This is a genomic window from Blastococcus sp. URHD0036 (genome assembly GCF_000701365.1).
Classification (GTDB): domain Bacteria; phylum Actinomycetota; class Actinomycetes; order Mycobacteriales; family Geodermatophilaceae; genus Trujillonella.
Genome location: NZ_JNIK01000014.1, coordinates 101,153 through 126,822 on the forward strand (window position 1 = coordinate 101,153; position 25,670 = coordinate 126,822).

The window sequence follows — 25,670 nt, forward strand, 5'->3', positions numbered from 1 at the left end:
GTCAGCCGGCGTTGCGCAGCGAGCGCAGCACGTACTGCATGATCCCGCCGTTGCGGTAGTAGTTCGCCTCACCGGGGGTGTCGATCCGGACGCGGGCGTCGAACTCGACGTCCCCGGCCTTGACCTTCACGGTCCGCGGGGTCTCGCCGTCGTTCAGCGCGGTGATCCCGGTGATCGTGAACTCCTCGTCGCCGGTCAGGCCGAGCGACTCCCGGTCCTGGCCCTCGGGGTACTGCAGCGGCAGCACGCCCATGCCGATGAGGTTCGAGCGGTGGATCCGCTCGTAGCTCTCGGCGATGACGGCCTTGACGCCCAGCAGTGCGGTGCCCTTGGCGGCCCAGTCGCGGGACGACCCCGAGCCGTACTCCTTGCCGGCCAGCACGACCAGCGGGATGCCGGCGTCGATGTAGGCGCGCGAGGCGTCGTAGATCGTCGTCGTCTCGCCGGTCAGGTGGTTCTTCGTGACGCCACCCTCGGTGCCGGGCACCAGCTGGTTGCGCAGCCGGATGTTGGCGAAGGTGCCGCGGATCATGACCTCGTGGTTCCCGCGGCGGGAGCCGTAGGAGTTGAAGTCACGCCGCTCGACGCCGTGCTCGGAGAGGTACTTGCCGGCGGGGGAGTCGGCCTTGATCGAGCCGGCCGGCGAGATGTGGTCGGTGGTCACCGAGTCGCCCAGGACCGCCAGCGTGCGGGCGCCGGTGATGTCGCCGACCGGGGTCGGCTCGGCCGGCATGCCCTCGAAGTACGGCGGACGGCGGACGTAGGTGCTCTGCGCGTCCCAGTCGAAGGTGCGCCCGGTCGGCGTGGGCAGGTTCTGCCACTGCTCGGTGCCGGCGAAGACGTCCTCGTAGCTGCGGCCGAACTGCTCCGCCGAGACCGCCTGGTCGATGGTCCGCTGGACCTCCTGCGGGGAGGGCCAGATGTCGCGCAGGAACACGTCCTGGCCGTCCGAGCCCTGACCCAGCGGCTCGGTGGTGATGTCGATGTCCATCGACCCGGCCAGCGCGTAGGCGATGACCAGCGGCGGCGAGGCCAGGTAGTTCATCTTGATGTCGGGGTTGATCCGGCCCTCGAAGTTGCGGTTGCCCGAGAGCACGGAGACGACGGCGAGGTCGGCCTCGTTCACCGCGGCCGACACCGGCTCCGGCAGCGGGCCGGAGTTGCCGATGCAGGTCGTGCAGCCGTAGCCGACCAGGTAGAAGCCGAGCTTCTCCAGGTACGGGGTCAGGCCCGACTTCTCGTAGTAGTCGGTGACGACCTTCGAGCCCGGCGCCAGCGTGGTCTTCACCCACGGCTTGGACGTGAGGCCCGCCTCGACGGCCTTCTTGGCCAGCAGCCCCGCGCCGATCATGACCTGCGGGTTCGAGGTGTTGGTGCAGGAGGTGATGGCGGCGATGACCACGTGGCCGTTGTCCACGGAGGTCTCGGTGCCGTCCTCCATGACCACGCGGGTCGGCTTGGACGGCCGGCCCTTGGCCCCGCCCGAGGTCACGGCGGTGTGCGGCTTGCCGGACTCGCCGTTGCCGGTCGCGAACGGGCTGGCCGGGTCCGACGCCGGGAAGGTCTCCTCGACCGACTCGTCGACGCTGGACCCCGACGACGCGGCCTGGTCCTCGTCGCCGCTGACGTCGTGCGAGGCGTAGGTCGGCAGGACCTCGCGGAAGGCGGCCTTCGCGTCGGACAGCGAGACGCGGTCCTGCGGGCGCTTCGGGCCGGCGATCGAGGGGACGACGGTGGAGAGGTCCAGCTCCAGGTACTCGGAGAAGGCCGGCTCGCGGGACGCGTCGTGCCAGAGGCCCTGCTCCTTGGCGTAGGCCTCGACCAGGGCGACCTGCGCCTCGCTGCGGCCGGTCAGCTTCAGGTAGGTGATGGTCTCCTCGTCGATCGGGAACATCGCCGCCGTGGAGCCGAACTCCGGGCTCATGTTGCCGATCGTGGCGCGGTTGGCCAGCGGCACCGCGGAGACGCCGGCGCCGTAGAACTCGACGAACTTCCCGACCACTCCGTGCTGGCGCAGCATCTCGGTGATCGTGAGGACCAGGTCGGTGGCGGTGGCGCCCTCGGGCAGCTCACCGGTCAGCTTGAAGCCGACGACGCGGGGGATCAGCATCGAGACCGGCTGGCCGAGCATCGCGGCCTCGGCCTCGATGCCGCCGACGCCCCAGCCCAGCACGCCCAGGCCGTTGACCATCGTGGTGTGGCTGTCGGTGCCCACGCAGGTGTCGGGGTAGGCGACCACGCGGTCACCCTCCTGCCGCGGGAACACCACGCGGGCCAGGTGCTCGATGTTGACCTGGTGGACGATGCCCATGCCCGGGGGGACGACCTTGAAGTCGTCGAACGCGCCCTGGCCCCAGCGGAGGAACTGGTAGCGCTCGCCGTTGCGCTGGTACTCGATCTCGACGTTGCGCTCGAACGAGTCGGGGGTGCCGAACACGTCGGCGATGACGGAGTGGTCGATGACCAGCTCGGCCGGCGCCAGCGGGTTGATCTTGTCCGGGTCGCCGCCGATCTCGGCCATGGCCTCGCGCATCGTGGCGAGGTCGACGATGCAGGGGACGCCGGTGAAGTCCTGCATGACCACGCGGGCCGGGGTGAACTGGATCTCCTCGCTCGGCTCGGCCGAGGGGTCCCAGTTCGCCAGGGTGCGGATGTGGTCGGCGGTGATGTCCGCGCCGTCCTCGGTGCGCAGCAGGTTCTCGAGGAGGACCTTGAGGCTGAAGGGCAGCTTCTCGGAGCCCTCGACCGCGTCGAGCCGGTAGATGTCGTAGTCGGTGCCGTCGACGCTGAGCGTCGAACGTGCCCCGAAGCTGTCCTTGCTGGCTGCCACTCTTCTGCGCCTACCCCTCGCTGGTTCGTCGCGGCGTGTGCGTCGCGCTCGTTGCCACCCCCGATCATCCCAGTTCGGGGACGGCGGCGTGCAGGTGAGGGGACCCTTTCCTCACCCGTGACGCGGGTCGCACCCCATCGGACGCGAACGTGCCGTTAACGTCCGGCGACATGACCGCGGTGGACCTGCCGTTCCCGGCTGCCGCCGCGCCGTCCCTGCCCGTCCCCGTCGTGGGTCCGGTGGACGCGCCGCTGCGGCCGGCGTCCCGGGTCCGGCTGCTGACCGCCGTCCTGTGGCTGGCCCTCGCGGTGGCCTTCGCCGCCACCTGCGCGACGGCGGGCCTGCCGACCGACCGGGTGGTGCTGCTCGGCTGGGTGCTGGCCGCCCTGGGCGTGCACGCCGCCACCTCCGGCGTCCGGCCGCTGGTCCGGCTGCTGACCGACTGGCTGCCGCTGGTGGTGGTCCTGCTGGCCTACGACGCCAGCCGTGGGCTCGCCGACGGGCTCGGCATGCCGGTGCACGTCGCCGAGCTGGCCGACGCCGACCGGTGGCTGAGCGGCGGCGTCCTCCCGACGGTGTGGCTGCAGGAGCACCTGCAGGCGGACTGGTGGCGGGCCCTGGCCACGCTGGTCTACAGCAGCCACTTCGTCGTCACCCCGGTGGTCCTCGGGGTCCTGTGGGCGCGCGACCGGGAGCGCTGGGCCCGGTGCGCCCGGGCGGTGGCGGTCCTCTCCGTCGCCGGACTGGTCACGTACGTGCTGTTCCCCGCCGCCCCGCCCTGGCTCGCCGCCCGTGACGGCGTCATCGAGCCCGTCCACCGGCTGACCAGCGGCGGCTGGGAGGTGCTCGGCCTGCCCCGCGCCGGCGCGCTGCTGCACTCCGGTCAGGGGCAGGTGAACCTCGTCGCCGCGGTGCCGTCGCTGCACACCGCGTTCGCGGTCCTGATGTGCGCCGTCCTGCTCCCGTCGGCGCACCGGTGGTGGCAGCGCACCGGGCTGGTCGCGTACGCGGTGCTGATGCCGGTGGTGCTCGTCTGGGGCGGTGAGCACTACGTCGTCGACACCTTGATCGGCGCCGGCTACGCGGCCGGCGTGCTGCTGGTCCTGCCGTCGCTGGAACGGGCCGGCCGGGCAGCGCTGCGCCGCGCAGCCGTGCTGCGGCCCGTCCTACCGTGGCGGACGTGAGCGACCGGCCCGACCCGCTGCCCGAGTGGCTGACGCAGGCGACCCGGATCACCGTGCTGACCGGTGCCGGGATCTCCACCGACAGCGGCATCCCCGACTACCGCGGCCCGAACGGCGTGTGGACCCGCGATCCCGACGCCGAGAAGCTGGTCACGCTGTCCTACTACGTCGCCGATCCCGACATCCGCCGGCGGGCCTGGCTGATGCGGGAGGACCTGGCCCGGGGAGACGTGCGGCCGAACGCCGGCCACCGGGCGCTGGTCGACCTGGAGCGGCAGGGCCGGTTGCGGGCGCTGGTCACCCAGAACGTCGACGGCCTGCACCAGGCCGCCGGCTCCTCGCCGGACCTGGTGCTGGAGCTCCACGGGACGGTGCACGAGGTGGAGTGCCTCTCCTGCGGGGACCGGACGACGACGGTGCAGGCACTGGCACGGGTCGACGCCGGCGAGCCCGACCCGGCCTGCCTGGTCTGCGGCGGCATCCTCAAGACGGCGACGGTCAGCTTCGGCCAGGCGCTGGACGCCGCCGTCCTCGACGCGGCGGCCGCGGCGGCCGCCGACTGCGACGTCTTCCTCGCCGTGGGCACCTCGCTGGGCGTGCACCCGGCCGCGGGCCTGACCGACGTCGCGGCGTCCGCGGGGGCACGGGTGGTGGTCGTGAACGCCGAGCCCACCCCGTACGACTCCCTCGCCGCGCTCGTCGTCCGGGAGCCGATCGGCACCGCGCTGCCCCGGCTGCTGGCCGCATGACCCTGCTGGCGATCAACCTGGCGCTCTTCGCCGCCTACGCGGGGTTCCAGTGGACCGTGCGGATACTCGTCTACCCCCAGATGACCATGGTGCCGCCGGAGGCGTTCCCCGCCTTCGAGCACCGCCACCAGCGCCTGGTCGTCCGCGTGGTCGGCCCGCTGTTCGCCGGCCAGGCCGTCACGACGCTGTGGCTGCTGGTCGACCGGCCGCCCGGCACGCCACTGCTCGCCGTCCTCGCGTCGGCGGCCTGCCTGGCCGTCGTCCTGGAGCTGACCGCCCTGGGCGCGGTGCCCCAGCACCGGCGGCTGGACCGCGGCTGGGACCCGGTCGTGCACCGCCGGCTGGTGCACGTGGACACGCTGCGCGCGCTGGTCGCGACGGCCGGGGTGGGCGCGGCCCTGTGGCTGGTGCTGGCCTGACCCGCGAGGAGCCGCCCCTGGCCGGGAGGGTCCTGCCGGGTGGACACTCGCCCTCCGTCCCGACCGAGGAGCAGCGATGACGCAGAGCCCGGACCTGGATCCCTCCACCCACCAGCCGTTGCACGACGTGACCGAGGCCGACGACGAGGTGGAGGTCGCCACGGCGCACCGCCTCGACGCCATCGGCGGGGACGTCGAGGCGGTCGACCCGGTGCACCACGGCGGGGCCGTGGCCGGCGGGCTGTAGGCCTCCGCGAGAGGAGCCGAACCCCTGCCGGAACGGCTCCCGAGCGCTAGCGTCCGGGCCATGCGCGTCCCTCTGACGACCCGTGACTTCCTCGACCGCGCGGAGCTGGTCTACGGCGACCGCGTCGGCATCGTGGACGAGCCGAACCAGCCCGCTCCCTCGCTGGGCGACCTCACCTGGCGGGAGGTGGCCCGCCGCGGCCGTGCCCTGCAGGCCGGCCTCGACGAGCTCCGGGTCGGGGTGGGGGAGCGGGTCGCCGTGGTCAGCCACAACGCGGCCCGGCTGCTGGAGGTGCTGCTCGCCGTCCCCTCCTCGGGCCGGGTCGCCGTGCCGGTCAACTTCCGGCTCTCGCAGGAGGAGGTCCGCTACATCGTCGGGCACTGCGGCGCCCGGGTGCTGATGGTCGACCCGGAGCTCCGGGAGTCGCTGAAGGGCGTCTCCGCCGAGCACTGCCTCGGCACGGGGGACGAGTACGAGCAGCTGCTGCGCTTCGACACCGAGCCGGTCCCGTGGGCCGAGCCCGACGAGGACGCCACGGCGACGATCAACTACACGAGCGGGACGACGGCGCGGCCCAAGGGTGTGCGGATGACCCACCGCAACGAGTGGGTCAACGCGGTCACCTTCGGCATGCACATGCAGGTCAGCGACCGCGACGTCTACCTGCACACGCTGCCGATGTTCCACTGCAACGGCTGGGGCCTGCCCTACTCGATGGCCGGCGTCGGCGCGAAGCAGGTGGTGCTGCGCAAGGTCGACGGCGCGGAGATCCTGCGCCGCGTCGAGCAGCACGGGGTCACGGTGATGGCCGGGGCGCCGGCGGTCTGGAACGCCGTGCTGGAGGCCGCGGAGAACTGGGACGGCGAGATCCCGGGGCGCGACCGCGTGCGGGTGATCGTGGCCGGCGCGCCGCCGCCGTCGCGGACCATCGCGCGGATCGAGGCGGAGCTGGGCTGGGAGTTCAACCAGATCTACGGCCTCACCGAGACCGCGCCGCTGCTCACGATCAACCGGCCCCGCGCCGAGTACGACGACCTGGAGCCGGAGGAGCGGGCGAAGCGGCTCTCGCGTGCTGGGGTGCCGGCGCTGGGCAACCGGATCACGACGAGCGAGTCCGGCGAGGTCCTGGCCCAGGGCAACGTCGTCCTGGCCGGGTACTGGGAGAACCCCGACGCCACGGGAGAGGCGCTGGAGGGCGGCTGGTTCCACACCGGCGACGGCGGGTCGGTCGACGAGGGCGGCTACCTCACCATCTCCGACCGCAAGAAGGACGTGATCATCACCGGCGGGGAGAACGTCTCCTCGATCGAGGTGGAGGACGTCGTGTTCAGCCACCCCGCCGTGGCCGAGGTCGCGGTGATCGGCGTCCCCGACGAGAAGTGGGGCGAGATGGTCACCGCGCTGGTGGTGCTCGCTCCCGGTGAGCAGGCCGACGAGGCCGCGATCATCGCCCACTGCCGCGGCACGCTGGCCGGCTACAAGGTGCCCAAGCGGGTGGAGTTCCGCGACGAGCTGGCCCGCACGGCCACCGGCAAGATCCAGAAGTTCAAGCTCCGCGAGAGCTTCTGGGCCGACTCCGACCGGAAGATCTGACCCCCGGCCGGCGGCGGGACCCGACACCGTGCGGGGAGGTGCAGTTCCCCGTCGCGGGACTGCACCTCCGCGCACGACGTCGCCGGAGGACCCCGGGGTGACTCCCCCCATGGGGTGAGGGGCGGTCAAGGGGACCCGCCCGGTCGCCGTTCCCGTGAGGGTGAACAGCTCCGCGCGGACCAAGCGACGACCAGCACGGATGTCCCGATGGGCCGTCCGGGGGGCCGGCACGGGCATCGCCGCCCTCGTCCTCCTCGGCATCGCTCCTGGCGTGGCCACGGCCGCGCCGAGCGCCGCGGACGTCGCCGCCGCTCAGGCCGCGCGCGACGCTGCCGCCGCCCAGGTCGGCGAGGTGAGCGCCCAGCTGGCGGCCGCCGAGGCCGCTGCCGCCCAGGCGAGCCACGACGCGCAGATCGCACTGCAGGACTACGAGGAGACGCAGGCCGCCCTCGAGGCCGCGCGCGCCGCCGAGGCCGCCGCCCAGGCCGCCCTCGCCCAGGCCGAGGCCGAGCTGGCGCGGGGTCGGGACGAGGTCGCCTCCTTCGCGCGCACCAGCTACATGCAGGGCACCACGGCGCCCGGCATGACCGCGCTGCTCACCTCCGGCAGCCCCTCCGAGCTCATGGAGCGCGCCGCCCTTCTCGACGCCGCCGGCAGCCACCGCGTCGACGTCGTCGACCAGCTCACCGTGCTGGAGCAGCAGGCGACGACCGCCGAGCAGGAGGCGACCGCCTCCGCGCAGCAGGCCGTCGAGCTCGAGGCCCAGGCCAGCGTGCAGCTCGAGGCCGCCGTCGCGCAGGAGACCAGCGCCCGCGAGCAGACCGCCGCCCTCGCCGATCAGCGCGCCGCCGTCGAGCAGCAGCTCCAGAGCGCCGAGTCCGAGGTCGGCCGGCTGACCGCGGAGCAGCAGGCCGCCCGGCAGGCGGCGCAGCGGCAGGCCCAGCAGCAGGCTCAGCAGCAGGCCGCCCGGCCGGCGCCGAGCACGCCGTCGTCCGGCGGTTCCACGCCGCAGGCCCAGGGTGGCGGCAGTTCCGCCCCACAGGGCGGCGGCAGCACGTCGACCCCGGCGCCCGGCGGCAACAGCAACCCGGCTCCGGTGAGCACGACGGCCGGCGCACCTCGCGGCTCGGCCGTCGAGACGGCGATCGCCGCCGCACGGAGCCAGCGCGGTGTGATGTACAGCTGGGGCGGCGGCAACGCCAGTGGCCCGACGAAGGGCATCGGCGAGGACAGCCAGCTCGTCGGCTTCGACTGCTCGGGACTCATGCAGTACGCCTACGCGCAGGCCGGGATCCAGGTCGGCGGGACCAGCCGCGACCAGTACTTCCTCTTCCGCAACCGGACGGTCGCCCGTGCCGACCTCCAGCCCGGCGACCTGGTGTTCTGGGGCACCGGTGCCAGCTACACGTCGATCTACCACGTGGCGCTGTACCTCGGCGGCGGCCGGATCATCGCCGCGCCGCAGAGCGGTCAAGCCGTCCAGGAGATGAACATGTACTACGGCTCCGACTACTTCGGCGCCGTCCGCCCCACCGCCTGAACGGACCCCGGACACGGGACAGGGCCCTGCGCGATGCGCAGGGCCCTGTTCACGTGAGGGCGTCGGGCAGCCACGGGGGGAGCTGCCCGACGCATCGGCGAGGTTAGCAGCCCCGTAGCCGACGGGGCAGTGGGTTTGGCGTGTCGGGCCGTGTCCGGCCGCGTCGCGCCCGTCCTGACCGGCTCGGGCCCCAGGTGTAGGACACTGGCCGGGGGACGGGTTCCCCGACCCCCCGCCGGCCTGCCCAGGCCGGGCACGGCACGAACAGGGAGCGCAGTGACCCAGGCCGCCAGCACCTCCTCCGAGATCCCCCAGGGCGCCACCGCGGTGGGCGGGCTGCCCGTTCCGCCGGCGGCCGACGCCGCCCGCATCGAGCGCGCCCTGTTCGAGATCAAGCGGGTCATCGTCGGCCAGGACCGCCTGGTCGAGCGGATGCTCGTCTCCCTGCTGGCCCGCGGGCACGTCCTGCTCGAGGGCGTGCCCGGCGTCGCGAAGACCCTGGCGGTCGAGACGCTGGCCACGGTCGTCGGTGGGAAGTTCGCCCGCCTCCAGTTCACCCCTGACCTGGTGCCGGCCGACATCGTCGGCACGCGCATCTACAAGTCCGGCCAGGACGCGTTCGACACCGAACTCGGCCCGGTGTTCGCCAACTTCGTCCTCACCGACGAGATCAACCGCGCGCCGGCCAAGGTCCAGTCGGCCCTGCTCGAGGTCATGGCCGAGCGGCAGGTCTCGATCGGCGGGGTGACCCACCCCCTGCCCGATCCCTTCCTCGTGCTGGCCACCCAGAACCCGATCGAGTCCGAGGGCGTCTACCCCCTCCCCGAGGCGCAGCGCGACCGCTTCCTCATGAAGGTGCTCGTCGACTACCCGACGCCCGAGGAGGAGCGCGAGATCATCTACCGGATGGGCTCCACGCCCCCGGTGGCGGAGACCGTGCTGGGCCTGGACGACCTGCGCCGCATGCAGCGGACCGCCTCCCAGGTGTTCGTGCACCACGCCCTGGTCGACTACGTGGTCCGTGTGGTGGTGGCCACCCGTGCCCCGCGCGAACACGGCATGGAGGACGTCGCCTCCTGGGTCACCTACGGCGCGAGCCCCCGTGCCTCCCTGGGCCTCATCGCCGCCAGCCGGGCGCTGGCCCTGGTCCGCGGCCGCGACTACGTGCTGCCGCAGGACGTCCTCGACATCACCGCCGACGTGCTGCGCCACCGGCTGGTCCTCTCCTACGACGCGCTGGCCGACGGTGTCCCCGCCGACCACGTCGTCAAGCGGATCCTGCAGACGGTGCCGCTGCCCCAGGTCACTCCCCGCCAGCGCTCCGGCGGCTTCGGGCCCTCGGTGCCCGGTGGACCCGCCGTGCCGGGCTTCGGCGGTCCCGGTCCGCAGTTCGGTCCGCCCGGGCCGGGTCCGCAGTACGGTCCGCCGCCGCAGGGCCAGCCCCAGCACCAGCCCCCGCACGTGCCCGCCGCTCCGCAGGGGCCCGGTGCCAACGGCTACGGGCACGGACCGCAGTCGGCGTGAGGCTGCGGCGCAGGGCGGCCGCCGAGGCGGCCCCGCCCGAGGGGGACGCCGCCGAGGCGCCGCGTGACGAGCAGCCGGCCGACGGTGGCGCCGATGACGCCGCCGATGGTGCCGCTCCTGCCGAGGCCGCCGGCGTGGACGACGTCCCCACGTGGGTGCCCGACACCAGCCGCGGGGACGGCGCACCGCCGAACTTCGCCGAGGGCCCGGCCGACGTGCTGCTCCAGCGGCTGGAGCTGACGATCCGCCGGCGCCTGGACGGGCTCCTCCAGGGCGACTACTCGGGTCTGGTCCCCGGCTCGGGGACCGAGGCCGGCGACTCCCGGACCTACCACCCGGGCGACGACGTCCGGCGGATGGACTGGCCGGTGACCGCGCGCACCCAGGTGCCGCACGTCCGCGAGACCATCGCCGACCGCGAGCTCGAGACCTGGGCCGTCGTCGACCTGTCGGCGAGCCTGGACTTCGGCACGGCCAACTGCCAGAAGCGCGACCTGGCCATCGCCGGGCTGGCCGCCGTCAGCCACCTCACCGTGCGCGGCGGCAACCGGCTCGGCGCCGTCGTCACCACCGGCGAGCGGGTCGACCGCTACCCGGCGGCCGCCGGCAGGCTGGCTGCCGACCGGCTGCTGCGGTCGGTCGTGGCGACCCCGCGCGCCGAGGGCGGACGGCGGGGCGACCTGGCCGCCGCCCTGGAGAGCCTGCGCCGGCCACCGCGCCGCCGGGGGCTGGTCGTCGTCGTCTCCGACTTCCTCGGCGACAGCGACTGGGAGCGGCCCTTCCGGCTGCTCTCCACCCGCCACGAGTTGCTGGCCATCGAGGTCGTCGACCCCCGCGAGCTGGAGCTGCCCGACGTCGGTCTGCTGACCGTGGTGGACCCGGAGACGGGGGAGACCCTCGAGGTGCCCACCGGCGACGGCGAGTTCCGCGCCCGGTTTGCCGCCGGCGCCGCCGCGCAGCGACAGCAGATCGCCCGGGCGCTGCGCCGGGCCGGCGCCGGGCACCTGCAGCTGCGCACCGACCGCGACTGGCTCATGGACGTGGTCCGCTTCGTCGCCGACCGCCGGCGCGTCGGTTCCGGAGGGGCCTCCCGATGACCTTCCAGACCCCCATCTGGCTGCTCGGCCTCGTGGTCGTCGCGGCACTGGTGGCGCTGTACGTCGTCCTCCAGTTGCGGCGCAAGCAGTACGCAGCCCGCTTCACCAACGTGGCGCTGCTGGGCTCGCTGGTGCCCAAGCGACCCGGCTGGAAGCGGCACGTGGCCTTCGGGCTGGTCGCCCTGGCGCTGGGCGTCCTGATCGTCTCGCTGGCGACGCCGAGCACCGAGGTGCGGGTGCCGCGCGAGCGGGCGACCGTCGTCATGGCCGTGGACGTGTCGATGTCCATGGAGGCCACCGACATCGAGCCCACCCGGTTCGAGGCGATGCAGGTGGCGGCGAAGGAGTTCGTGGACGTCCTCCCCGAGGAGATCAACCTGGGGCTGGTCGCGTTCTCCGGCACCGCCACGACGCTGGTGACGCCGACGACCGACCGCGGCCAGGTGCGGGCCGCCATCGACAACCTGGAGCTGTCGGAGGCGACGGCGATCGGCGAGGCGGTGTTCGCCTCGCTGCAGGCGATCGCCAACTTCCAGTCGGCGCTGGGGGAGACCGAGGAGCAGGTGCCGGCGCGGATCGTGCTGCTCTCCGACGGCTCCAACACCGTCGGCCGTAGCACCACGCAGGCCGTCGACTCGGCCAACGACGCCGGGGTGCCGGTCTCTACGATCGCCTTCGGCACCGACTACGGCAGCGTCGAGATCGAGGGCGACTCCGTGCCGGTGCCGGTCGACCGGGCCGCGCTGGAGGACATCGCCGACGCGACCGGCGGCAGCTACAGCGAGGCGGCCAGCGCCTCGGAACTCGAGGAGGTCTACAGCGACCTCGGCAGCCAGATCGGCTACACGACCGAGCCGCAGGACGTCAGCTACTGGTTCGTCCGCGGCGGGGTGCTGCTCGCGCTGCTCGGCTGCGTGATGAGCCTGCTCTTCACCAACCGCCTGCTCTGACGCGGAGGAGATCCGTGGGCGTCATGCCCACGGATCTCCTCCGGTTCAGCGGGAGGGGTCGAGGACGAGCTTGCCGGTGGTGCGGCGGGCGCGGAGGTCCTGGTGGGCCTCCCGGACGGCCGACAGCGGGAACCGGCCGCCGATGACCGGCTTCAGCGCGCCGTCGTCGACCAGCTGCAGGAGCTCGGTCATGGCGTCGTCCATCATCTGCGGCCGCGCCATGCAGTGCGCCAGCCAGAAGCCGATGACGGCGCGGCTGCGCTGCATCAGCGCGCCCGGCGGCACGGACGGCGTCTCCTGGCGGGCGGCCATGCCGTAGGTGACGAGCCGGCCGAACGGGGCCAGGGCCGAGAGCGAGCCGGAGAAGACGTTGCCGCCGGTCATCTCCAGCACGATGTCGACCGGCTTGCCGCCGTTGGCCTCGCGCAGCGCGCCCGCGAACGCCTTGGGGTCGTCGTCGGCCAGCGCGGGGTCGACCGTCGCGTCGGCACCGAGCTCCTCGGCGAGGGCGCGCTTCTCGGGGCTCGAGGCGGTGGCGATGACCCGCCCGGCGCCCCAGCGCCTGGCGAGCTGGACGGCGAGCGAGCCGACCCCGCCGGCGCCGGCGATGACGACGACGGTCTCGCCGGCGGCCAGGTGCGCGCTGGTGCGCAGCAGGTGCCAGGCGGTCGACCCCTGGAGGACGACGGACAGCGCCTGCTCGTCGGAGACGCCGTCGGGCACCTGCCAGGTCAGCCGGGGGTGGGCGGACACCTTCTCCGCGTATCCGCCGCCGTCGAGCAGGCCGACCACCCGCGGGCCGCCGCCGGCGAGCGAGCCGACGAACTCCGCCCCCGGGATCAGCGGCAGTGTCTGCGGGGCGAGGTAGGAGTTCTCCGCCTGGTGGGTGTCGGCGTAGTTGATGCCCGCGGTGGACACCTCGAACAGCTGCTCGCCGTCGCCTGGGGTGGGGTCGGGCAGGTCGACGACGTTGAGGACCTCGGGGCCACCGAACTCGGTGATCTGCACAGCTCGCATGACGCTGAGGCTATGGCTTGTGACGTCCGAGTGGCGGCTGGGTGGGTTGAGCCGGTCGCCCGGAGGACAGGTGCAGGTGTCGCCCGGGGGACGCCGGGTAGTAGTCGAGGCCAGCGGCGGAAGGACGGGGCCGCCGGACGACAGGGACCCGGTGCGAGCGCCCGGTCCCGGAGCCTTCGAGGAGATCTCGTGCCCCGTCGTGGGGACCGGTACGGCCGCGAGGGCGTCACGGGCCTGCCGCCCCGGGCGCGGTCCGAGGTCGAGGTCGTGGCGCACCGCGGCGTCTCGGTGGAGGCACCTGAGCACACCCTCGCCGCCTACCAGCAGGCGCTGGCCCTCGGGGCGGACGCCGTGGAGTGCGACGTCCGGATGACCCGCGACGGGGTGCTGGTGTGCGTGCACGACCGCCGGATCAACCGGACGTCCACGGGGCGCGGTGTGGTGTCGGCGCTGGACCTCGCCGAGTTGGAACGACACCGGGTCGTCCACCGACGAAGCCGGGGTGCCGGGATCCGGGGTCGCCCGCGGCGTCCTGCGGTCGAGGAGGAGGACGACGAGGTCGACGAGGACGCCGGACGGGTGCTCACGCTGGACCGGTTGCTGGACTACGTGACGGCCTCGCCCGGGCGAGTGGGCCTGGCGATCGAGACCAAGCACCCGACCCGCCGCGCCGGCCAGGTCGAGACCGCCTTGCTCGCCAGCCTCCGGAGGTTCGGACTGCTGTCCGGCGGCCGGCCGCTCGAGGAGTCGGGACGGCCGGCGGTCCGGGTCATGAGCTTCTCGCCCACGGCACTGCGGCGAGTCCGTGTCCTGGCGCCCGACCTCCCCACCGTGCACCTGGTCCGCCAGGTGCTGCCGCGGTCGCGGAAGCGCGCCGTCCCCCCGGTCGGCACCGCCGTCGGCCCGTCGCTCGCGCTGCTCCGTCAGGCGCCGGGGCTCGTCGGACGACTGCACCGAGCCGGTCTGCAGGTCCACGTGTGGGTGGTGAACCACCCCCGCGACATGGAGTTCGCGTTGTCCCTGGGGGTCGACGCGATCATCACCGACGAGGCCGCGTCGCTGATGCACCTCCTGGGACGGAGCGGGCACAGTCCGTCGACGAGCAGGGGCTGATCCCGGCTGGGGTCGTCCGCGGGGGTCTCCACGCTCCGCGCACGGACGTGAGCAGAGCGCTGGAGCACGTCATCGTCGACGCAGTCGGCGCACGGACGACGGATCCGGTTCGGCCGCACGACGTGTGGTTCGCGCGTCCGTGCACTGGCAACCGTCGTACGTCGAACGTATGTTCGAGACATGCCACCGATGCGACCACTGCTCCACGGTTGCCCCCTCCGGGGGCGCGCTCCCCAGGTGCCGGATCTCGCCGGGAGTGCGTCATGACGACGTCGACGCTGCATCGGCCCCGACATGGCGTCCGTTTCGTCCTCTACGACGCCGGGCGGCAGCACACGCCCCCCATCCCCGTGCCGCTCGAGATCGACGAGGACCTGCCGGCGGGCTGGCGGCGTGACCCGGCGCACCCCCGCCGCGTCCACCTGCCGGACCCGGGCCGCTGTCCGCACGGCTCGTTCCCCCGGTACGCGGCGCGGAACTGCTGTGCTCGCGATCGGGGGACCGCAGACACCGGACCGGCGGCCGCGCGCCGGTCCCATCGGGTCGCTCGCCGGGCGGTCGGCGACGCCGTCGACGATCGGGGCTGGGGTCCACGATCACGGGCTTCGAGCGCGTCCGGTCCGAGGAGCGTGCTGGCCGAACGCCAGGCGGGGTGACGACGAACGGACTTCCGGGCTGCGGGTCAGCCGCCGGCGAGCCGCTGCAGCCGGGTGGTCAGCGCGGTCCGCCGGTCGGCGTTGCCGTGCAGGTCCACGTACCGCTGCCCGAAGCTGGCCAGCAGCGCGTCGTCCAGCCGGCGCACGGCACCCGGGGGGTAGCGGTAGTCCATCCGGGCGGTGATGCCGCTGTCGTCGACGCCGCGCAGCACCTCGCCCAGCTCCACCAGGCTGGTCACGCCCAGTTCGAGCAGCAGGCCGGAGATCCAGGTGTAGTGATCCGGGCGCGACCAGCCGGCGTCGGCGTACTGCCCGGCCAGGAACGCTGCCAGTTCCCGGGGCGCGATCCGAGGGTCGTCGGGGTCGGTGTCGTCGGCCTCGTCGCCGGGAACCGGTGCCCGGAGGCGCTCGCGGATCGCGGTGAACTGCTGATCGGCCAGCTCCAGCAACCCGGCGGCCAGGGTGAACCGGCGGTCGAACTCGGAAGCGTGTTCGTCCGGCACCGTGCCCTTGTAGCGGATGTCGTGCTCGAACTCGGCCCACGCATGCTGCAGCACCGTCCGCACCTGTACCTGCACCACGCGCCCGACCAACTCCGGCAGCTCGGCCGCCCGGCCCGGGTCCACGCCGATCAGCAGGTGCCGGCTGGAGTAACCGAACCGGCCCTGCTGCGCGGTCCGCCGCCCCATGTCGCGGTCGTCGATCACCCGCACCTGTGCGGCCAGCAGCTCGGCGACCGCCTCCACGTCGCTCTGCACGTAGGTGATCACCCGCACGCCGATCTGGTCGGTGATCTCCCGCGCCGGGTCGTCGTAGACGGGCACGCCGTCGACTGCGCGAGCCGCCTTCTCCGCGAACGAGGCGATGGTCTTGGTCCGCCCGGTCACCGACAGGTAGTTGATCCCGGCGTCGTCGAGCACGCCGGTGACGAGCGCGAGCGCCTGCGCCCCGGCGACCAGGGCCTCGGGCCGGCCGTCGGCGTACGCCTGGATGGCCTGCTGCACCTGGTCGGGCGGGGGAGCGTCGACCCGGGGGCCGGGCTCCAGGTCCGGCGGCAGGGTCGGGGTCACGATGGCGCCGCCGGCCGCGTCGCCGTAGGTGGTCACCTCGTCCGGGCGCCGGACGGCGATCCATCCCACGTAGGCACACACCACGGCATCGACCTGGTCCTCCACCACCCGCAGCTCGCTCTTGCGGGTGGCGGCCTGCACCTGCTCGCGCAGCGCCGCGAACGGTGCGCCGAGCTCGAGCTCGTCCACCGCGCCCAGCAGGTCGATGAGCAGGAGCAGCTCCGCGCGCATCTGCTCGAGCACCCGGCCCGGCTTGTTCTTGTACTTCAGCGTGCGGCCCAGCCGGAACAGCGCCACCGTCGCCGCGTGCGGGTAGACCTCGATCGCCCGGCGGTCGCGGCCCGAGCGGGGGTCGAGGTCCAGCCCCAGGCGCCGGCCGATCCGCCCGCCGCGGGTGTTCCCGTCGGCGAACTCGGGTTTGCCGGTGTTCGTCGGGTGCGCCCCGGCCTGGAACCTCGCGAAGTCGGCGTTGAGCGCCCGCTCGGCGGCCCGGTTCCCGGTGGCGTTGGCGACCACCAGCGGGGCGTCGATGGCCACGATGCACGGGCCGGCGGTGAACGGGGCCAGCGCGGTCTCGATCTGCTCGTCGGTGCGCACCGCGCTGACGTGCACCAGTCGGCCGTCGTCGTCCAGCACGGCGAGGCCGGTGGGTTGCTTGAGCCCCCAGGCCAGGTCGATCCCGATGTGCTGCACGGGGTCAGCTTGCCCTGCCCCGCACCTCGTCCGTCGTCCCGCGGTGAGGTGTCTCCGCCGTTCATGCCGGACGGCGGCCCGGTTCGTCGTCCGCAACTCCGTCTGCGGCGGAGATCGGCAGACCTCCGATGCCCTCCGGTCACCCGCGGGCCGGACGGGGCCCGGCCGGCCGTGGCCGGCTGCGCCGGACGCGCTGCGCGGCGGCGGCCAGGCCGATGCCCGCCACGGCGACGGCCGACGGCTTCGGGAACCACCGCAGGGCGCCGAGGGCCCAGCCGACGGGCGCGTCGGGCTGCCGATCGGACACCCGACGCAGTGCCGTCGCCGCCGGCGCCGGTGAGCTCCCGGCGAACGCGTCGAGGATCCCGGGGAGGAAGGCCGCCATGTCCTGGGGCCCTCGGCTCGTGGTGAGGTTGCCGTCCCGGACGAGTTCCTGGTCGAGCCAGGTGGCGCCGGCGTTCACCAGGTCGTCGCGGATCCCCGGCCAGGAGGTGAGGGTCCGTCCCTCCAGGAGCCCCGCCGAGGCGAGGACCCACGGCCCGTGGCAGAGGCTGGCGATGGGCTTGTCCGCCTCGGCGAACGCGCGGACGAACTCCCGTGCCGGGGCGGACTGCCGCAGCAGGTCGGGGTTGATGAACCCGCCGGGCAGCAGCAGTCCGTCGTAGTCGCCGGGATCGGCCTTCTCGACGGTGGTGTCGACGCGGACCCGCGTGGCGGGCATGTGCAGGTTCACCCCGCGGATGCGTCCGCGCCGCAGCGACACGACGTCGACCCGCGCGCCGGCCGCCCGCAGGGCTCGCAGCGGTACGACCAGTTCGACCTTCTCGAAGCCATCGGCGGCCAGGGCGGCGATCCTGCGGCCCTTGAGCCGGCGTCTGGTGGCCATGTCGTCCCTCCCTCGCTCGACGGCGCGGAGGGGACGGACGTCCCCGGGCGGCGGAGGCCTCGATCAGGGCACCGGCGAGCTCGTCGTACGTGGCTTGCTGCTCAGCGGGGGAGCCGGTACCCGGACGCGACAGCCGGACACGTCCCCCGGCGAACTCACGCGGCCGGCGGGGCGGCTCAGCCCACGGGCAGCGCTGCGAGCCGGGCGGCCAGTTCCGCGTTGCGGCGCAGGAAGGGCACCCATCCGGTCGGCGCCCGGGTCCCCGGCTGCGCGCGCGAGCAGGCCTCCTGCTCCCAGGCCCGGAGCCGGCCGTCGCGGATGCGGAGCCGGAGGAGGACGTCGTCCGCCCAGCAGGTGAGCGTCCGGTCGCCCTCCTCGCCGTGCGTGGTGACCCGCTGTGGCGCGACCACCCACTCGACCGCCTCGATCTCCTCCTGCAGCCGGGCCGCGGACTCGTAGGCCTGCGCCCCGGCTGCGGCGTCGCGCCGGGCGACCAGCGCCGCGAGCGCGTCGGCGACCGCCGTCGGGTCGCGGTCCAGCACGGACTCCACGGCGCTCACCAGCTGCGCCACGGGCCTGTCCTGCCCACCGCGCAGTCGCGCGAGCTCCCGCGCGCCTGCGCTGCGGGCCGGGCCGGCGTGGCCGACCGGGTACAGCCGTTCCAGCCCGGACACGGCCAGGCGCACCTTCCGGGCCCCCAGGTAGGGCCCGAAGCAGCGGACGCCCGGTGCCGGCCGGTGCGCCGGGGCGAGACCGAGCCGCGGCGCCTCCGGTGAGGGGTCCAGGCGGATGCTGACCGGCTTCTCGAGGCCACCCACGATCCGGTTGTACGGCGGCAGCGACCGCTCGAGCAGGTTGCGCTCGGTCCAGGCCGCCTCGTGGACGGAGTCGCAGACGAGTGCCTCGATCCGGGCCACCCGGAGCACCATCCGGCGCAGGTGGCGGCGGTCGCGCAGATCGCCCCAGTACGAGCCGACCCGGCGGCGCAGCTCCCCGGCGCGCCCGACGTAGAGCACGCGGCCGCTCTCGTCCCGGAAGCGGTACACGCCCGGTGCGGCCGGCAGGGCGGCGACGGCGTCCGGTCGGGCGGGCATGCCCCATCGTGCGCACGACAGGAGCGCCGGTGGTGGCGCCACGCCCCACGGGTCCCCGGTGCCCCACCGGTCACGACGGACCGGTGGGGCCTCAGGTCATCGGGCCGTCTGCGCCTCGCGGCGCGGGAGCACCCAGTCCGGGCGCACGTAGTGGCAGGTGTAGCCGAAGGGGATCTTCTGGAGGTAGTCCTGGTGCTCCTCCTCGGCCTGCCAGAACGGGCCGGCCGGCTCCACCTCGGTGACGACCTTCCCCGGCCAGATGCCCGAGGCGTCGACGTCGGCGATCGTGTCGAGCGCGACGAGCCGCTGCTCCTCGCTGGTGTAGAAGATCGCCGAGCGGTAGCTGCGGCCCACGTCGTTGCCCTGCCGGTCCTTCGTCGACGGGTCGTGGATCTGGAAGAAGAACTCCAGCAGCTCCCGGAACGAGATCACCTCGGGGTCGAAGACGATCTCGACCGCCTCGGCGTGGTCACCGTGGTTGCGGTACGTGGCGTCGGGGACGTCGCCGCCGGAGTAGCCCACCCGGCTGGTGAGGACCCCGGGGCGCTTGCGCAGCAGGTCCTGGGCGCCCCAGAAGCAGCCGCCGGCGAGGATCGCGGTCTCAGTGGTCACGTGTGCCTCCTTCTTGTCCAGCACACCCGGTGAACACCGCGACCCCCGCCGGTGTTTCCACCTGCGCGTCTGCCGGGCAGCGGCACCCGCCCCCCATCCCTCCTCGGCGCGCCTGTCCGCTGTCGGACCGGCGGCAGCGATCCTGGGAGACCGTGCCGGGGAGCCGGTCGTGGAGGACGGCGAGGGGGTTGCGTGCGGGCAGGGAGCCGGCTGGGTGGGTGCCGCGGCGTCGTCGTCGCGACCGCAGCCCTCGGGCTGATCGCCACCGCCGGCCCGGCAGCGGCGGCGCCCGGCGACGGCGCGGACCAGGCGACGGAGGCCGCCGCCGAGGTCGGCAGCTCCCTGACCGAGCTCGGGGCCGCGCAGGCCGCGCTGGCCCGGGCCGACGCCGACGCCGACGTGGCGCTCGCCCGCGCGCAGGTGGCGCAGCAGGCCTACGAGCAGGCGCAGGCTGACGCGGCAACAGCCGATGCGGCGGCGCGGACGGCGCAGGACGAGCTGACCGCCGCCCAGGGGTCCGTCGCTGCCTTCGCCCGGCGTGCCTACATCTCCGGCGGCTCGTCGCCGACGCTGGAGGCGCTGCTCACCTCGGGCAGCCCGAGGGACCTCATGGAGCGCGCCGCGTTCCTCGAGACCGTCGGCGAGTACCGGTCCGCCGTGCTGGCCGGGACGACGGAGTCCCGCCGGCGCGCGGACGACGCACGCGGCGCGGCGGAGGCAGCGGTCGGCGGCGCGGAGGAGTTGAGGCAGACGGCGCAGTCGGCGCTGGTCACCGCCGACACGGTGCGGGCCGACGCGGCCACGCGGGTCGCCGAGCTGCAGGCCCGCCAGGTGGAGCTGCAGGCCCGCCTCGACGCGGCGCGGGAGACCCTGGTGCAGCTGGCGGCCGAGGCGGCTGCGACCCCGGAGCCCGCGCCGCCTCCGCCGGTCCCGACGCCGTCCGCGCCGGCCCCGAGACCATCAGCACCGGCACCGGCACCTGCACCGGCACCGAGCCCGACGCCGAGCCCTCCGCCGGCTCCGCCGCAGGCCCCGGACTCCGGCCACGACTGGGACGCCGTCGCCCGGTGCGAGTCCGGAGGCAACTGGAGCATCAACACCGGCAACGGCTACTACGGCGGGCTGCAGTTCAGCCAGCGCACCTGGGACGCCTTCGGCGGCCGGGCCTACGCCGCGCGGGCGGACCTGGCCGGCAAGGCGCAGCAGATCGCGGTGGCGGAGGAGGTGCTGGCCGCGCAGGGCCCGGGGGCCTGGCCCACCTGCGGCCGGCTCCTCTGACCCGTCCGGCCCGCGCGCCCTAGAAGGTCAGGCGACGTCGGTGCGGGCGTCGGCCAGGTACTCGCGCACGGCCGGCTCCGGGACGCGGAAGGACCGGCCGACCCGCACGGCCGCCATCTCGCCGCCGTGCACGAGGCGGTACACCGTCATCTTCGACACCCGCATGATCGCCGCGACCTCCGCGACGGTCAGGAAGGCGACCGCCGGGCGCGGCGCGGGACGGTCGGCCATCGGGCGCATGCCGGGGTGCGCCATCGGGCGCATGCCGGCCGGGCGCTGACCCTGCGGAGCGAAACCGGGCTGCGGGCGGGCGCCGGCGGGGACGGCCCCGGCCGGGCGGGCGACGCGCTGGCCGGGAGCGGCCTGACGGGGGAGGAGCGGAGCGGGGGAGCGCTGGGGCAGGGACACGGTGGTTCCTCTCGGAGGCTGACGACGCTGTGCGCCTGTGTTGATACAGACGGTAGGGGCGGAGTGTCGGCAGCGGGAGGGCTGAGGAGGACGAGACGGACCCGTCCCGTTCGTCAGATGTTGACCGTGCGCCGTGCGGGAACCGTGCGAGTGGTGGGACGACCGGGGCGGGACGGAGCGGTCTCACCCGTTGGGGGCGCGGCGCCGGGCCAGGGCTGGAGCGCACGCCGCTCCCGGCCGATGCTGCGGGAGTGCCCCTGGACCACGGGGCACGAGCACCATCGACGGGGGAAGCGATCATGAACCTCCAGTGCTGGGCCAAGGCCCCGGCCAGCGACCTCACCGTCCTCGCCGAGACCGCGGAGGTCCTGGCCGCACGCAGTGCCGTGCAGCGGGCGCCGGTGACCCTCGCGGTCTCCGATCGCGTCGCCCTCGGCATCGCCACGATGTTCCGCAGCCCCACCCCCTCGGGCCTGGTGCTCGACCGGTTCTCCCGGACCGGCACCGCCGACAGCAGCGAACTGCTGGACGCGATCCGGACCGAGCAGGGCTACGCCTCCGCCGAGGCGCACGCCGTGCTGCACTGCCTCGCCGGCTGGGTCCGCAAGCAGCTCTACGTCGCGTCCAGCAGGGTCTGACCGGCCTCGCCGGCGGCCGCCAGGGACCGGGCCGCCGCGGGGGAGGACCGCAGCGTCGCCGGCCGGCCGGTGCGCCGGGCCACCTCCAGGTGGTCGAGCACGATCTCCCGTCCCGACGGCGACAGTGCCGTCACCGACCCGGCGTCGACCACCGCGACCCGGGCCGGCTCGCGCCCGTAGCGCCGGACGAAGTCGGTGACCGCCGCGGCGTCCACCTCGCCGGCCAGGCACAGGACGCCGCCGCTGCTGCTGTTGAGCAGCCGGATCACGCCGCGCGCGGTGCGCAGGTCGGAGACGGTCACCGGCCCGGCCGCCGCAGGGGGTCGGTGCGACCGTCGGCGCACGCGAGACCGGCGACGTCCCAGCCCGCCCGGGTCGCGCCGGCGACGTACGCCGCCTCGTAGAAGTCGAGCACCGCCGTCCGGGGGTCCGGGGCCGCCCGCGCGACGTCGTACGGGAGGACGGCGAGGTGGCTGGCGCCCCGCTCGAGCCAGGACGCGCCCTCGGGGAGCGGTGCCTCCGCCAGGCCGGCCGGCTCGGGAGCCGTGTAGGAGTAGAAGGCCGGATCGGGGAACGTGGGGTCCCCGAACCAGAAGCCCGAGCTGACCACCTCGCGGCTGTAGGCCTCCCGGGTGACCGCGTCGGCGCCGGCCGGGTGCTCGACGACGCGGTCGGAGAACCGGGTGAGCGCGATGTCGAACGTGTGCCAGAAGTGGTGGACCGGGCTGGTCTTGCCGGAGAACCGGCCGGCGAACTCCTCGAGCACGAGGCCGACCTGGCTGAGCACCTGCCAGTAGCGCGTCACGGCCGCGGGGTCGTAGGTCGCGTGCTCGCTGTCCTCGGCGAACGGCCGCTCGGCGTCGGGCAGGTCGAACGGGCGGGCGTCCGACAGGTCGACCGCGATCCCCAGGTCCCGCAGCGCCGTCGTCAGGTCGGCGTGCACGGCGGCGACGGAGCGGCCGAGCAGGCTGCTCGAGACCCGCCGCCCCTCGGCGGTGCTCACGTCGAGGCGGTGGTCGACGAGGTCGAGGTCGATGGTGAACGTCGGGTCCAGCCCCATCGGCCGGGTGGTGATCCCGCGGCCGGTGACGTGGAACGGCACGTGCCACCAGTGATTGCGCCGGGGGCCGGACAGCAGGCGCACGCGGCCGGCCATCTGGGCGATCCGGTGCACGGTGGCGAGCGTGTCCGACCAGGCGGCGTAGGGCATGGCGGGGAACAACTCCACGGGCGGGGCCTCTCGGTCCGGGCCACACCGGGGCGGCGGCCGCACGCCCCAGTGTGCCGCCGGGTCAGTCGCAGACGGCGATCGCGTCGATCTCCACGAGCAGGTCCGGCTCGCCGAGGGCGCTCACCCCGACCAGGGTCACCGGCTTGACCGGGTCGACACCCAGGCGGGCAGCCGCCCGGCCGGCGCCCTCGCCGAACGCGGCGAACTTCGACGGGTCCCAGTCGACGACGTAGACGGTCAGCTTGGCGACGTCGGCGAACGTCGCCCCGGCGCCCGCCAGGGCCGTCGCGACGTTGAGGAACGCCTGCTCGGTCTGGGCCGCCAGGTCGCCGGTGCCGACGGGCTCCCCGTCCGCCGTCCGGGCCACCTGGCCGGCGAGGTACAGGGTGCGGCTGCCGCGGGCGACCGCGACCTGGGCGTAGACGTCGGACACGGGCAGACCGGACGGGTTCAGCAGTTCGACGGACATCGGTGCCTCCTCGGGGTGGGGCTCGTAGCATTGCATAGCAATGCCATGTAACGTCAAGACGTGCCCCGCAGACCCGATGCCGAGGTCCGCCGCCGACTGGTCGAGCGCGCGGCCCGGATGCTGGCCGACCGCGAGCCGGTCACGCTGCGCTCGCTGGTCGAGGGCACGGGCGCCTCGACGATGGCCGTGTACACCCACTTCGGCGGGATGCCGGGGGTCTGGCGAGCGGTGCGCCAGGAGGGCTTCACCCGGCTGTCCGCGCGGCTGGCGACGGTCCCGCGGACGGCCGACCCGGTGCACGACGTCGCCGCCCTGGGGGTCGCCTACGCCGCCAACGCGATCGAGTCCCCGGCGCTGTACCGCGCGATGTTCGACGCGGTCGCCGAGCTCGAGGACCCGGCGGGTGCCGACAGCGGGCTCGCCGTGCTCGTCGACGCCGTGGCCCGCGCCCGCGACGAGGGTCGGCTCGCGGCCGGCACCGACGCGGCCGGGGTGGCCACCCGGCTCTGGCTGGCCGGCCACGGGTTGCTCGCGCTCGTCGTCCAGGGGGTCCTGCCCGCCGACGTCGTCCCCGGGCACTCGGTCGAGACGGCGGTCGCGCTGCTGACCGCCGCCGGGGACGAGCCCGCCGCCTGCCGGACCTCGGTCACCCGGGCCTGGGAGCCGTCGACCGGCCGCCCGCGGGTGTGACCCGGGCCCGGGCACTAGGTTCGGGAGTCGACACGGGGACCGTCGGCGCAGGGGAGTGGCGAGTGGGCAGGTCGGTGCTGGTGACCGGCGGGAACCGCGGGATCGGCCTGGCGATCGCCCGGGCCTTCGCCGAGCAGGGCGACGCCGTGGCGGTGACCCACCGCGGCAGCGGGGCCCCCGACGGCTTGTTCGGCGTGACCTGCGACGTCACCGACGGCGCGGCCGTCGACCGCGCGTTCACCGAGGTCGAGGAGCACCAGGGGCCGGTCGAGGTGCTGGTCAGCAACGCCGGGATCACCCGCGACGGGCTGCTGATGCGGATGAAGGAGGACGACTTCACCGACGTCCTCGACGCGAACCTCACCGCCGCCTACCGGGTGGCCAAGCGGGCCACGCCCAAGATGGTCCGGGCCCGCGCCGGGCGGATGGTCTTCGTCTCCTCCGTCGTCGGCCTGCTGGGCTCGGCCGGGCAGGTCAACTACGCGGCCAGCAAGTCCGGTCTCGTCGGCCTCGCCCGCTCGATCGCGCGGGAGCTGGGCGGCCGCGGCATCACCGCCAACGTCGTGGCGCCGGGGTTCGTGGAGACCGACATGACCGCGTCGCTGCCCGAGAAGCGGCAGCAGGAGATCCTCGGCCAGGTGCCGCTCGGCCGGTACGCCTCGGCCGAGGAGGTGGCGGGGGTCGTGACGTTCCTCGCCGGCGCGGACGCGGGGTACATCACCGGGGCGGTCGTCCCGGTCGACGGCGGACTGGGGATGGGGCACTGATGGCGGACAAGGTCTCGAGCACGACGGCGGGAACGGGCCTCCTGGCCGGGCGGACCATCCTGGTCACCGGCGTCCTCACCGAGGCGTCGATCGCCTTCGCCACGGCGCGGATCGCGCAGGAGCAGGGCGCCACCGTCGTCCTCTCCAACTTCGGGCGGGCGCTGTCGCTGTCCCGGCGGATCGCCAAGCGGCTGCCGCAGGAGGTGCCGGTCATCGAGCTCGACGTGACCGACGCCGAGCACCTGAGCACCCTCGCCGACCGGCTGCGCGAGCACCTGGGCGCCGACGCCGTCCTCGACGGCGTCGTGCACTCGATCGGCTTCGCCCCGCAGGAGGCCATGGGCGACGGGTTCACCGAGGTGGCCTGGGAGCACGCGGCCACCGCGTTCCAGGTGTCGACCTGGTCGCTGGCGTCGCTCACCCAGGCCTGCCGGCCGCTGTTCGGCGAGAAGGCGTCGGTCGTCGGGCTGACCTTCGACGCCTCGGTGGCCTGGCCGGTCTACGGGTGGATGGGGGCGGCGAAGGCGGCGCTGGAGTCCACCTCCCGCTACCTGGCCCGCGAGCTCGGCCCCGAGGGCGTCCGGGTCAACCTCGTCGCCGCCGGCCCGCTGCGCAGCATGGCGATGAAGTCCATCCCGGGCAGCAACCAGTTCGAGGAGGCGTGGGAGGGCCGGGCTCCCCTGGGGTGGTCGGTCACCGACACCGAGCCGGCCGGCCGGGCCGTCGTCGCGCTGCTGTCGGACTGGTTCCCCGCCACGACCGGCGAGATCGTGCACGTCGACGGTGGGTTCCACGCCGTCGGGGTCTGACCTCACGGGCGGCGCGTAGAGGTCTCCCTCTTGCGGTGTTCCTCGTGCTCTTGCGGCGCTGCAACACCGCGGGAGCACGAGGAACACCGCAGAAGCCGGTGCCTCC

At 74.3% G+C, this 25,670-nt stretch carries 24 protein-coding genes and 1 pseudogene; 15 read left to right on the plus strand and 10 right to left on the minus strand.

Annotated features, from left to right (window positions below; all coding sequences use genetic code 11):
• Position 1: 1 nt before the first annotated feature.
• Positions 2 to 2,830, minus strand: coding sequence for an aconitate hydratase (locus tag N555_RS0112635; RefSeq protein ID WP_029431853.1), 2,829 nt, complete (start codon positions 2,828 to 2,830; stop codon positions 2 to 4).
• A 170-nt stretch (positions 2,831 to 3,000) separates the two neighbouring features.
• Between N555_RS0112635 and N555_RS0112640 the strand changes: the two genes are divergently transcribed.
• The 9 genes and pseudogenes from N555_RS0112640 to N555_RS0112680 all read left to right on the plus strand — a co-directional run bounded on the left by N555_RS0112640 (position 3,001) and on the right by N555_RS0112680 (position 12,133).
• Positions 3,001 to 4,014, plus strand: a complete 1,014-nt coding sequence (locus N555_RS0112640) for a phosphatase PAP2 family protein (RefSeq protein ID WP_029431854.1) — start codon at positions 3,001 to 3,003, stop codon at positions 4,012 to 4,014.
• A complete protein-coding gene (locus tag N555_RS0112645; protein ID WP_051684071.1) occupies positions 4,011 to 4,763 on the plus strand; it encodes an SIR2 family NAD-dependent protein deacylase in 753 nt (250 codons plus the stop codon). Before N555_RS0112640 ends, N555_RS0112645 begins: the two co-directional genes overlap by 4 nt.
• Positions 4,760 to 5,182, plus strand: coding sequence for a hypothetical protein (locus N555_RS0112650; protein ID WP_029431856.1), 423 nt, complete (start codon positions 4,760 to 4,762; stop codon positions 5,180 to 5,182). Before N555_RS0112645 ends, N555_RS0112650 begins: the two co-directional genes overlap by 4 nt.
• 76 nt (positions 5,183 to 5,258) lie before the next feature.
• Entirely contained in the window at positions 5,259 to 5,429 is a 171-nt protein-coding gene (locus N555_RS27920; protein WP_156036344.1) for a hypothetical protein, read from the plus strand.
• A gap of 60 nt (positions 5,430 to 5,489) precedes the next feature.
• On the plus strand, positions 5,490 to 7,022 hold the full coding sequence (locus tag N555_RS0112660) for an AMP-binding protein (protein WP_029431857.1): 1,533 nt from the start codon (positions 5,490 to 5,492) through the stop codon (positions 7,020 to 7,022).
• Positions 7,023 to 7,221: 199 nt separating this feature from the next.
• Positions 7,222 to 8,562: a C40 family peptidase gene (locus tag N555_RS29120; RefSeq protein ID WP_029431858.1), complete on the plus strand. Its 1,341-nt coding sequence runs from the start codon at positions 7,222 to 7,224 to the stop codon at positions 8,560 to 8,562.
• A 204-nt stretch (positions 8,563 to 8,766) separates the two neighbouring features.
• Positions 8,767 to 9,861, plus strand: a pseudogene (locus N555_RS25945) (AAA family ATPase); the annotation flags it as partial.
• 221 nt (positions 9,862 to 10,082) lie between these two features.
• Positions 10,083 to 11,183, plus strand: a complete 1,101-nt coding sequence (locus N555_RS0112675) for a DUF58 domain-containing protein (protein WP_156036345.1) — start codon at positions 10,083 to 10,085, stop codon at positions 11,181 to 11,183.
• Positions 11,180 to 12,133, plus strand: coding sequence for a VWA domain-containing protein (locus tag N555_RS0112680; RefSeq protein ID WP_029431861.1), 954 nt, complete (start codon positions 11,180 to 11,182; stop codon positions 12,131 to 12,133). Before N555_RS0112675 ends, N555_RS0112680 begins: the two co-directional genes overlap by 4 nt.
• 45 nt (positions 12,134 to 12,178) lie before the next feature.
• Here N555_RS0112680 and N555_RS0112685 read toward each other — a convergent pair whose 3' ends face one another.
• The gene (locus tag N555_RS0112685) at positions 12,179 to 13,150 is read right to left on the minus strand and encodes a quinone oxidoreductase family protein (RefSeq protein WP_029431862.1); all 972 of its coding nucleotides are present in this window, start codon (positions 13,148 to 13,150) and stop codon (positions 12,179 to 12,181) included.
• A gap of 189 nt (positions 13,151 to 13,339) precedes the next feature.
• On the opposite strand from N555_RS0112685, the gene N555_RS0112690 reads away from it, so the two are divergent.
• Complete coding sequence (locus N555_RS0112690; protein ID WP_197028993.1) at positions 13,340 to 14,263, plus strand: glycerophosphodiester phosphodiesterase; 924 nt, start codon at positions 13,340 to 13,342, stop codon at positions 14,261 to 14,263.
• A 682-nt stretch (positions 14,264 to 14,945) separates the two neighbouring features.
• On the opposite strand, the gene N555_RS0112695 is transcribed toward N555_RS0112690, so the two are convergent.
• The 4 genes from N555_RS0112695 to msrA form a co-directional block, all read right to left on the minus strand.
• A complete protein-coding gene (locus tag N555_RS0112695; protein WP_029431864.1) occupies positions 14,946 to 16,682 on the minus strand; it encodes a DUF429 domain-containing protein in 1,737 nt (578 codons plus the stop codon).
• 139 nt (positions 16,683 to 16,821) lie between these two features.
• Entirely contained in the window at positions 16,822 to 17,568 is a 747-nt protein-coding gene (locus N555_RS0112700) for a type 1 glutamine amidotransferase domain-containing protein (protein ID WP_029431865.1), read from the minus strand.
• A 176-nt stretch (positions 17,569 to 17,744) separates the two neighbouring features.
• The gene (locus tag N555_RS0112705; RefSeq protein WP_029431866.1) at positions 17,745 to 18,662 is read right to left on the minus strand and encodes a nucleotide excision repair endonuclease; all 918 of its coding nucleotides are present in this window, start codon (positions 18,660 to 18,662) and stop codon (positions 17,745 to 17,747) included.
• Positions 18,663 to 18,758: 96 nt separating this feature from the next.
• Positions 18,759 to 19,274, minus strand: a complete 516-nt coding sequence (gene msrA / locus N555_RS0112710) for a peptide-methionine (S)-S-oxide reductase MsrA (RefSeq protein ID WP_029431867.1) — start codon at positions 19,272 to 19,274, stop codon at positions 18,759 to 18,761.
• A 192-nt stretch (positions 19,275 to 19,466) separates the two neighbouring features.
• Here msrA and N555_RS29125 point away from each other — a divergent pair, with 192 nt between their 5' ends.
• Entirely contained in the window at positions 19,467 to 20,552 is a 1,086-nt protein-coding gene (locus N555_RS29125) for a transglycosylase family protein (RefSeq protein ID WP_304412916.1), read from the plus strand.
• A gap of 27 nt (positions 20,553 to 20,579) precedes the next feature.
• Here the strand turns inward: N555_RS29125 and N555_RS29130 are convergent, their stop codons facing one another.
• A complete protein-coding gene (locus N555_RS29130; RefSeq protein ID WP_029431869.1) occupies positions 20,580 to 20,783 on the minus strand; it encodes a helix-turn-helix domain-containing protein in 204 nt (67 codons plus the stop codon).
• 476 nt (positions 20,784 to 21,259) lie between these two features.
• Between N555_RS29130 and N555_RS0112725 the strand changes: the two genes are divergently transcribed.
• Positions 21,260 to 21,598 (plus strand): hypothetical protein, encoded by a 339-nt coding sequence (locus N555_RS0112725; protein ID WP_029431870.1) that lies wholly within the window; start codon positions 21,260 to 21,262, stop codon positions 21,596 to 21,598.
• Here the strand turns inward: N555_RS0112725 and N555_RS0112730 are convergent.
• From N555_RS0112730 to N555_RS0112740, 3 genes are all read right to left on the minus strand, one after another.
• A complete protein-coding gene (locus N555_RS0112730) occupies positions 21,574 to 21,900 on the minus strand; it encodes a hypothetical protein (protein ID WP_051684029.1) in 327 nt (108 codons plus the stop codon). The genes N555_RS0112725 and N555_RS0112730 overlap by 25 nt on opposite strands.
• A complete protein-coding gene (locus N555_RS0112735; protein ID WP_197028994.1) occupies positions 21,897 to 22,826 on the minus strand; it encodes a DUF5996 family protein in 930 nt (309 codons plus the stop codon). Before N555_RS0112735 ends, N555_RS0112730 begins: the two co-directional genes overlap by 4 nt.
• A gap of 64 nt (positions 22,827 to 22,890) precedes the next feature.
• Positions 22,891 to 23,298: a RidA family protein gene (locus N555_RS0112740; protein WP_029431873.1), complete on the minus strand. Its 408-nt coding sequence runs from the start codon at positions 23,296 to 23,298 to the stop codon at positions 22,891 to 22,893.
• A gap of 60 nt (positions 23,299 to 23,358) precedes the next feature.
• Here N555_RS0112740 and N555_RS0112745 point away from each other — a divergent pair, with 60 nt between their 5' ends.
• The 3 genes from N555_RS0112745 (at position 23,359) to fabI (ending at position 25,564) form a co-directional block, all read left to right on the plus strand.
• Positions 23,359 to 23,988 carry a TetR/AcrR family transcriptional regulator gene (locus N555_RS0112745; RefSeq protein ID WP_231502726.1) on the plus strand — a complete coding sequence of 210 codons (630 nt, stop codon included), beginning with the start codon at positions 23,359 to 23,361 and terminating at the stop codon, positions 23,986 to 23,988.
• A gap of 62 nt (positions 23,989 to 24,050) precedes the next feature.
• Positions 24,051 to 24,755, plus strand: a complete 705-nt coding sequence (gene fabG, locus N555_RS0112750) for a 3-oxoacyl-ACP reductase FabG (RefSeq protein ID WP_029431875.1) — start codon at positions 24,051 to 24,053, stop codon at positions 24,753 to 24,755.
• Positions 24,755 to 25,564, plus strand: coding sequence for an enoyl-ACP reductase FabI (gene fabI / locus N555_RS0112755; RefSeq protein ID WP_029431876.1), 810 nt, complete (start codon positions 24,755 to 24,757; stop codon positions 25,562 to 25,564). Before fabG ends, fabI begins: the two co-directional genes overlap by 1 nt.
• The last annotated feature ends 106 nt before the right edge of the window (positions 25,565 to 25,670 follow it).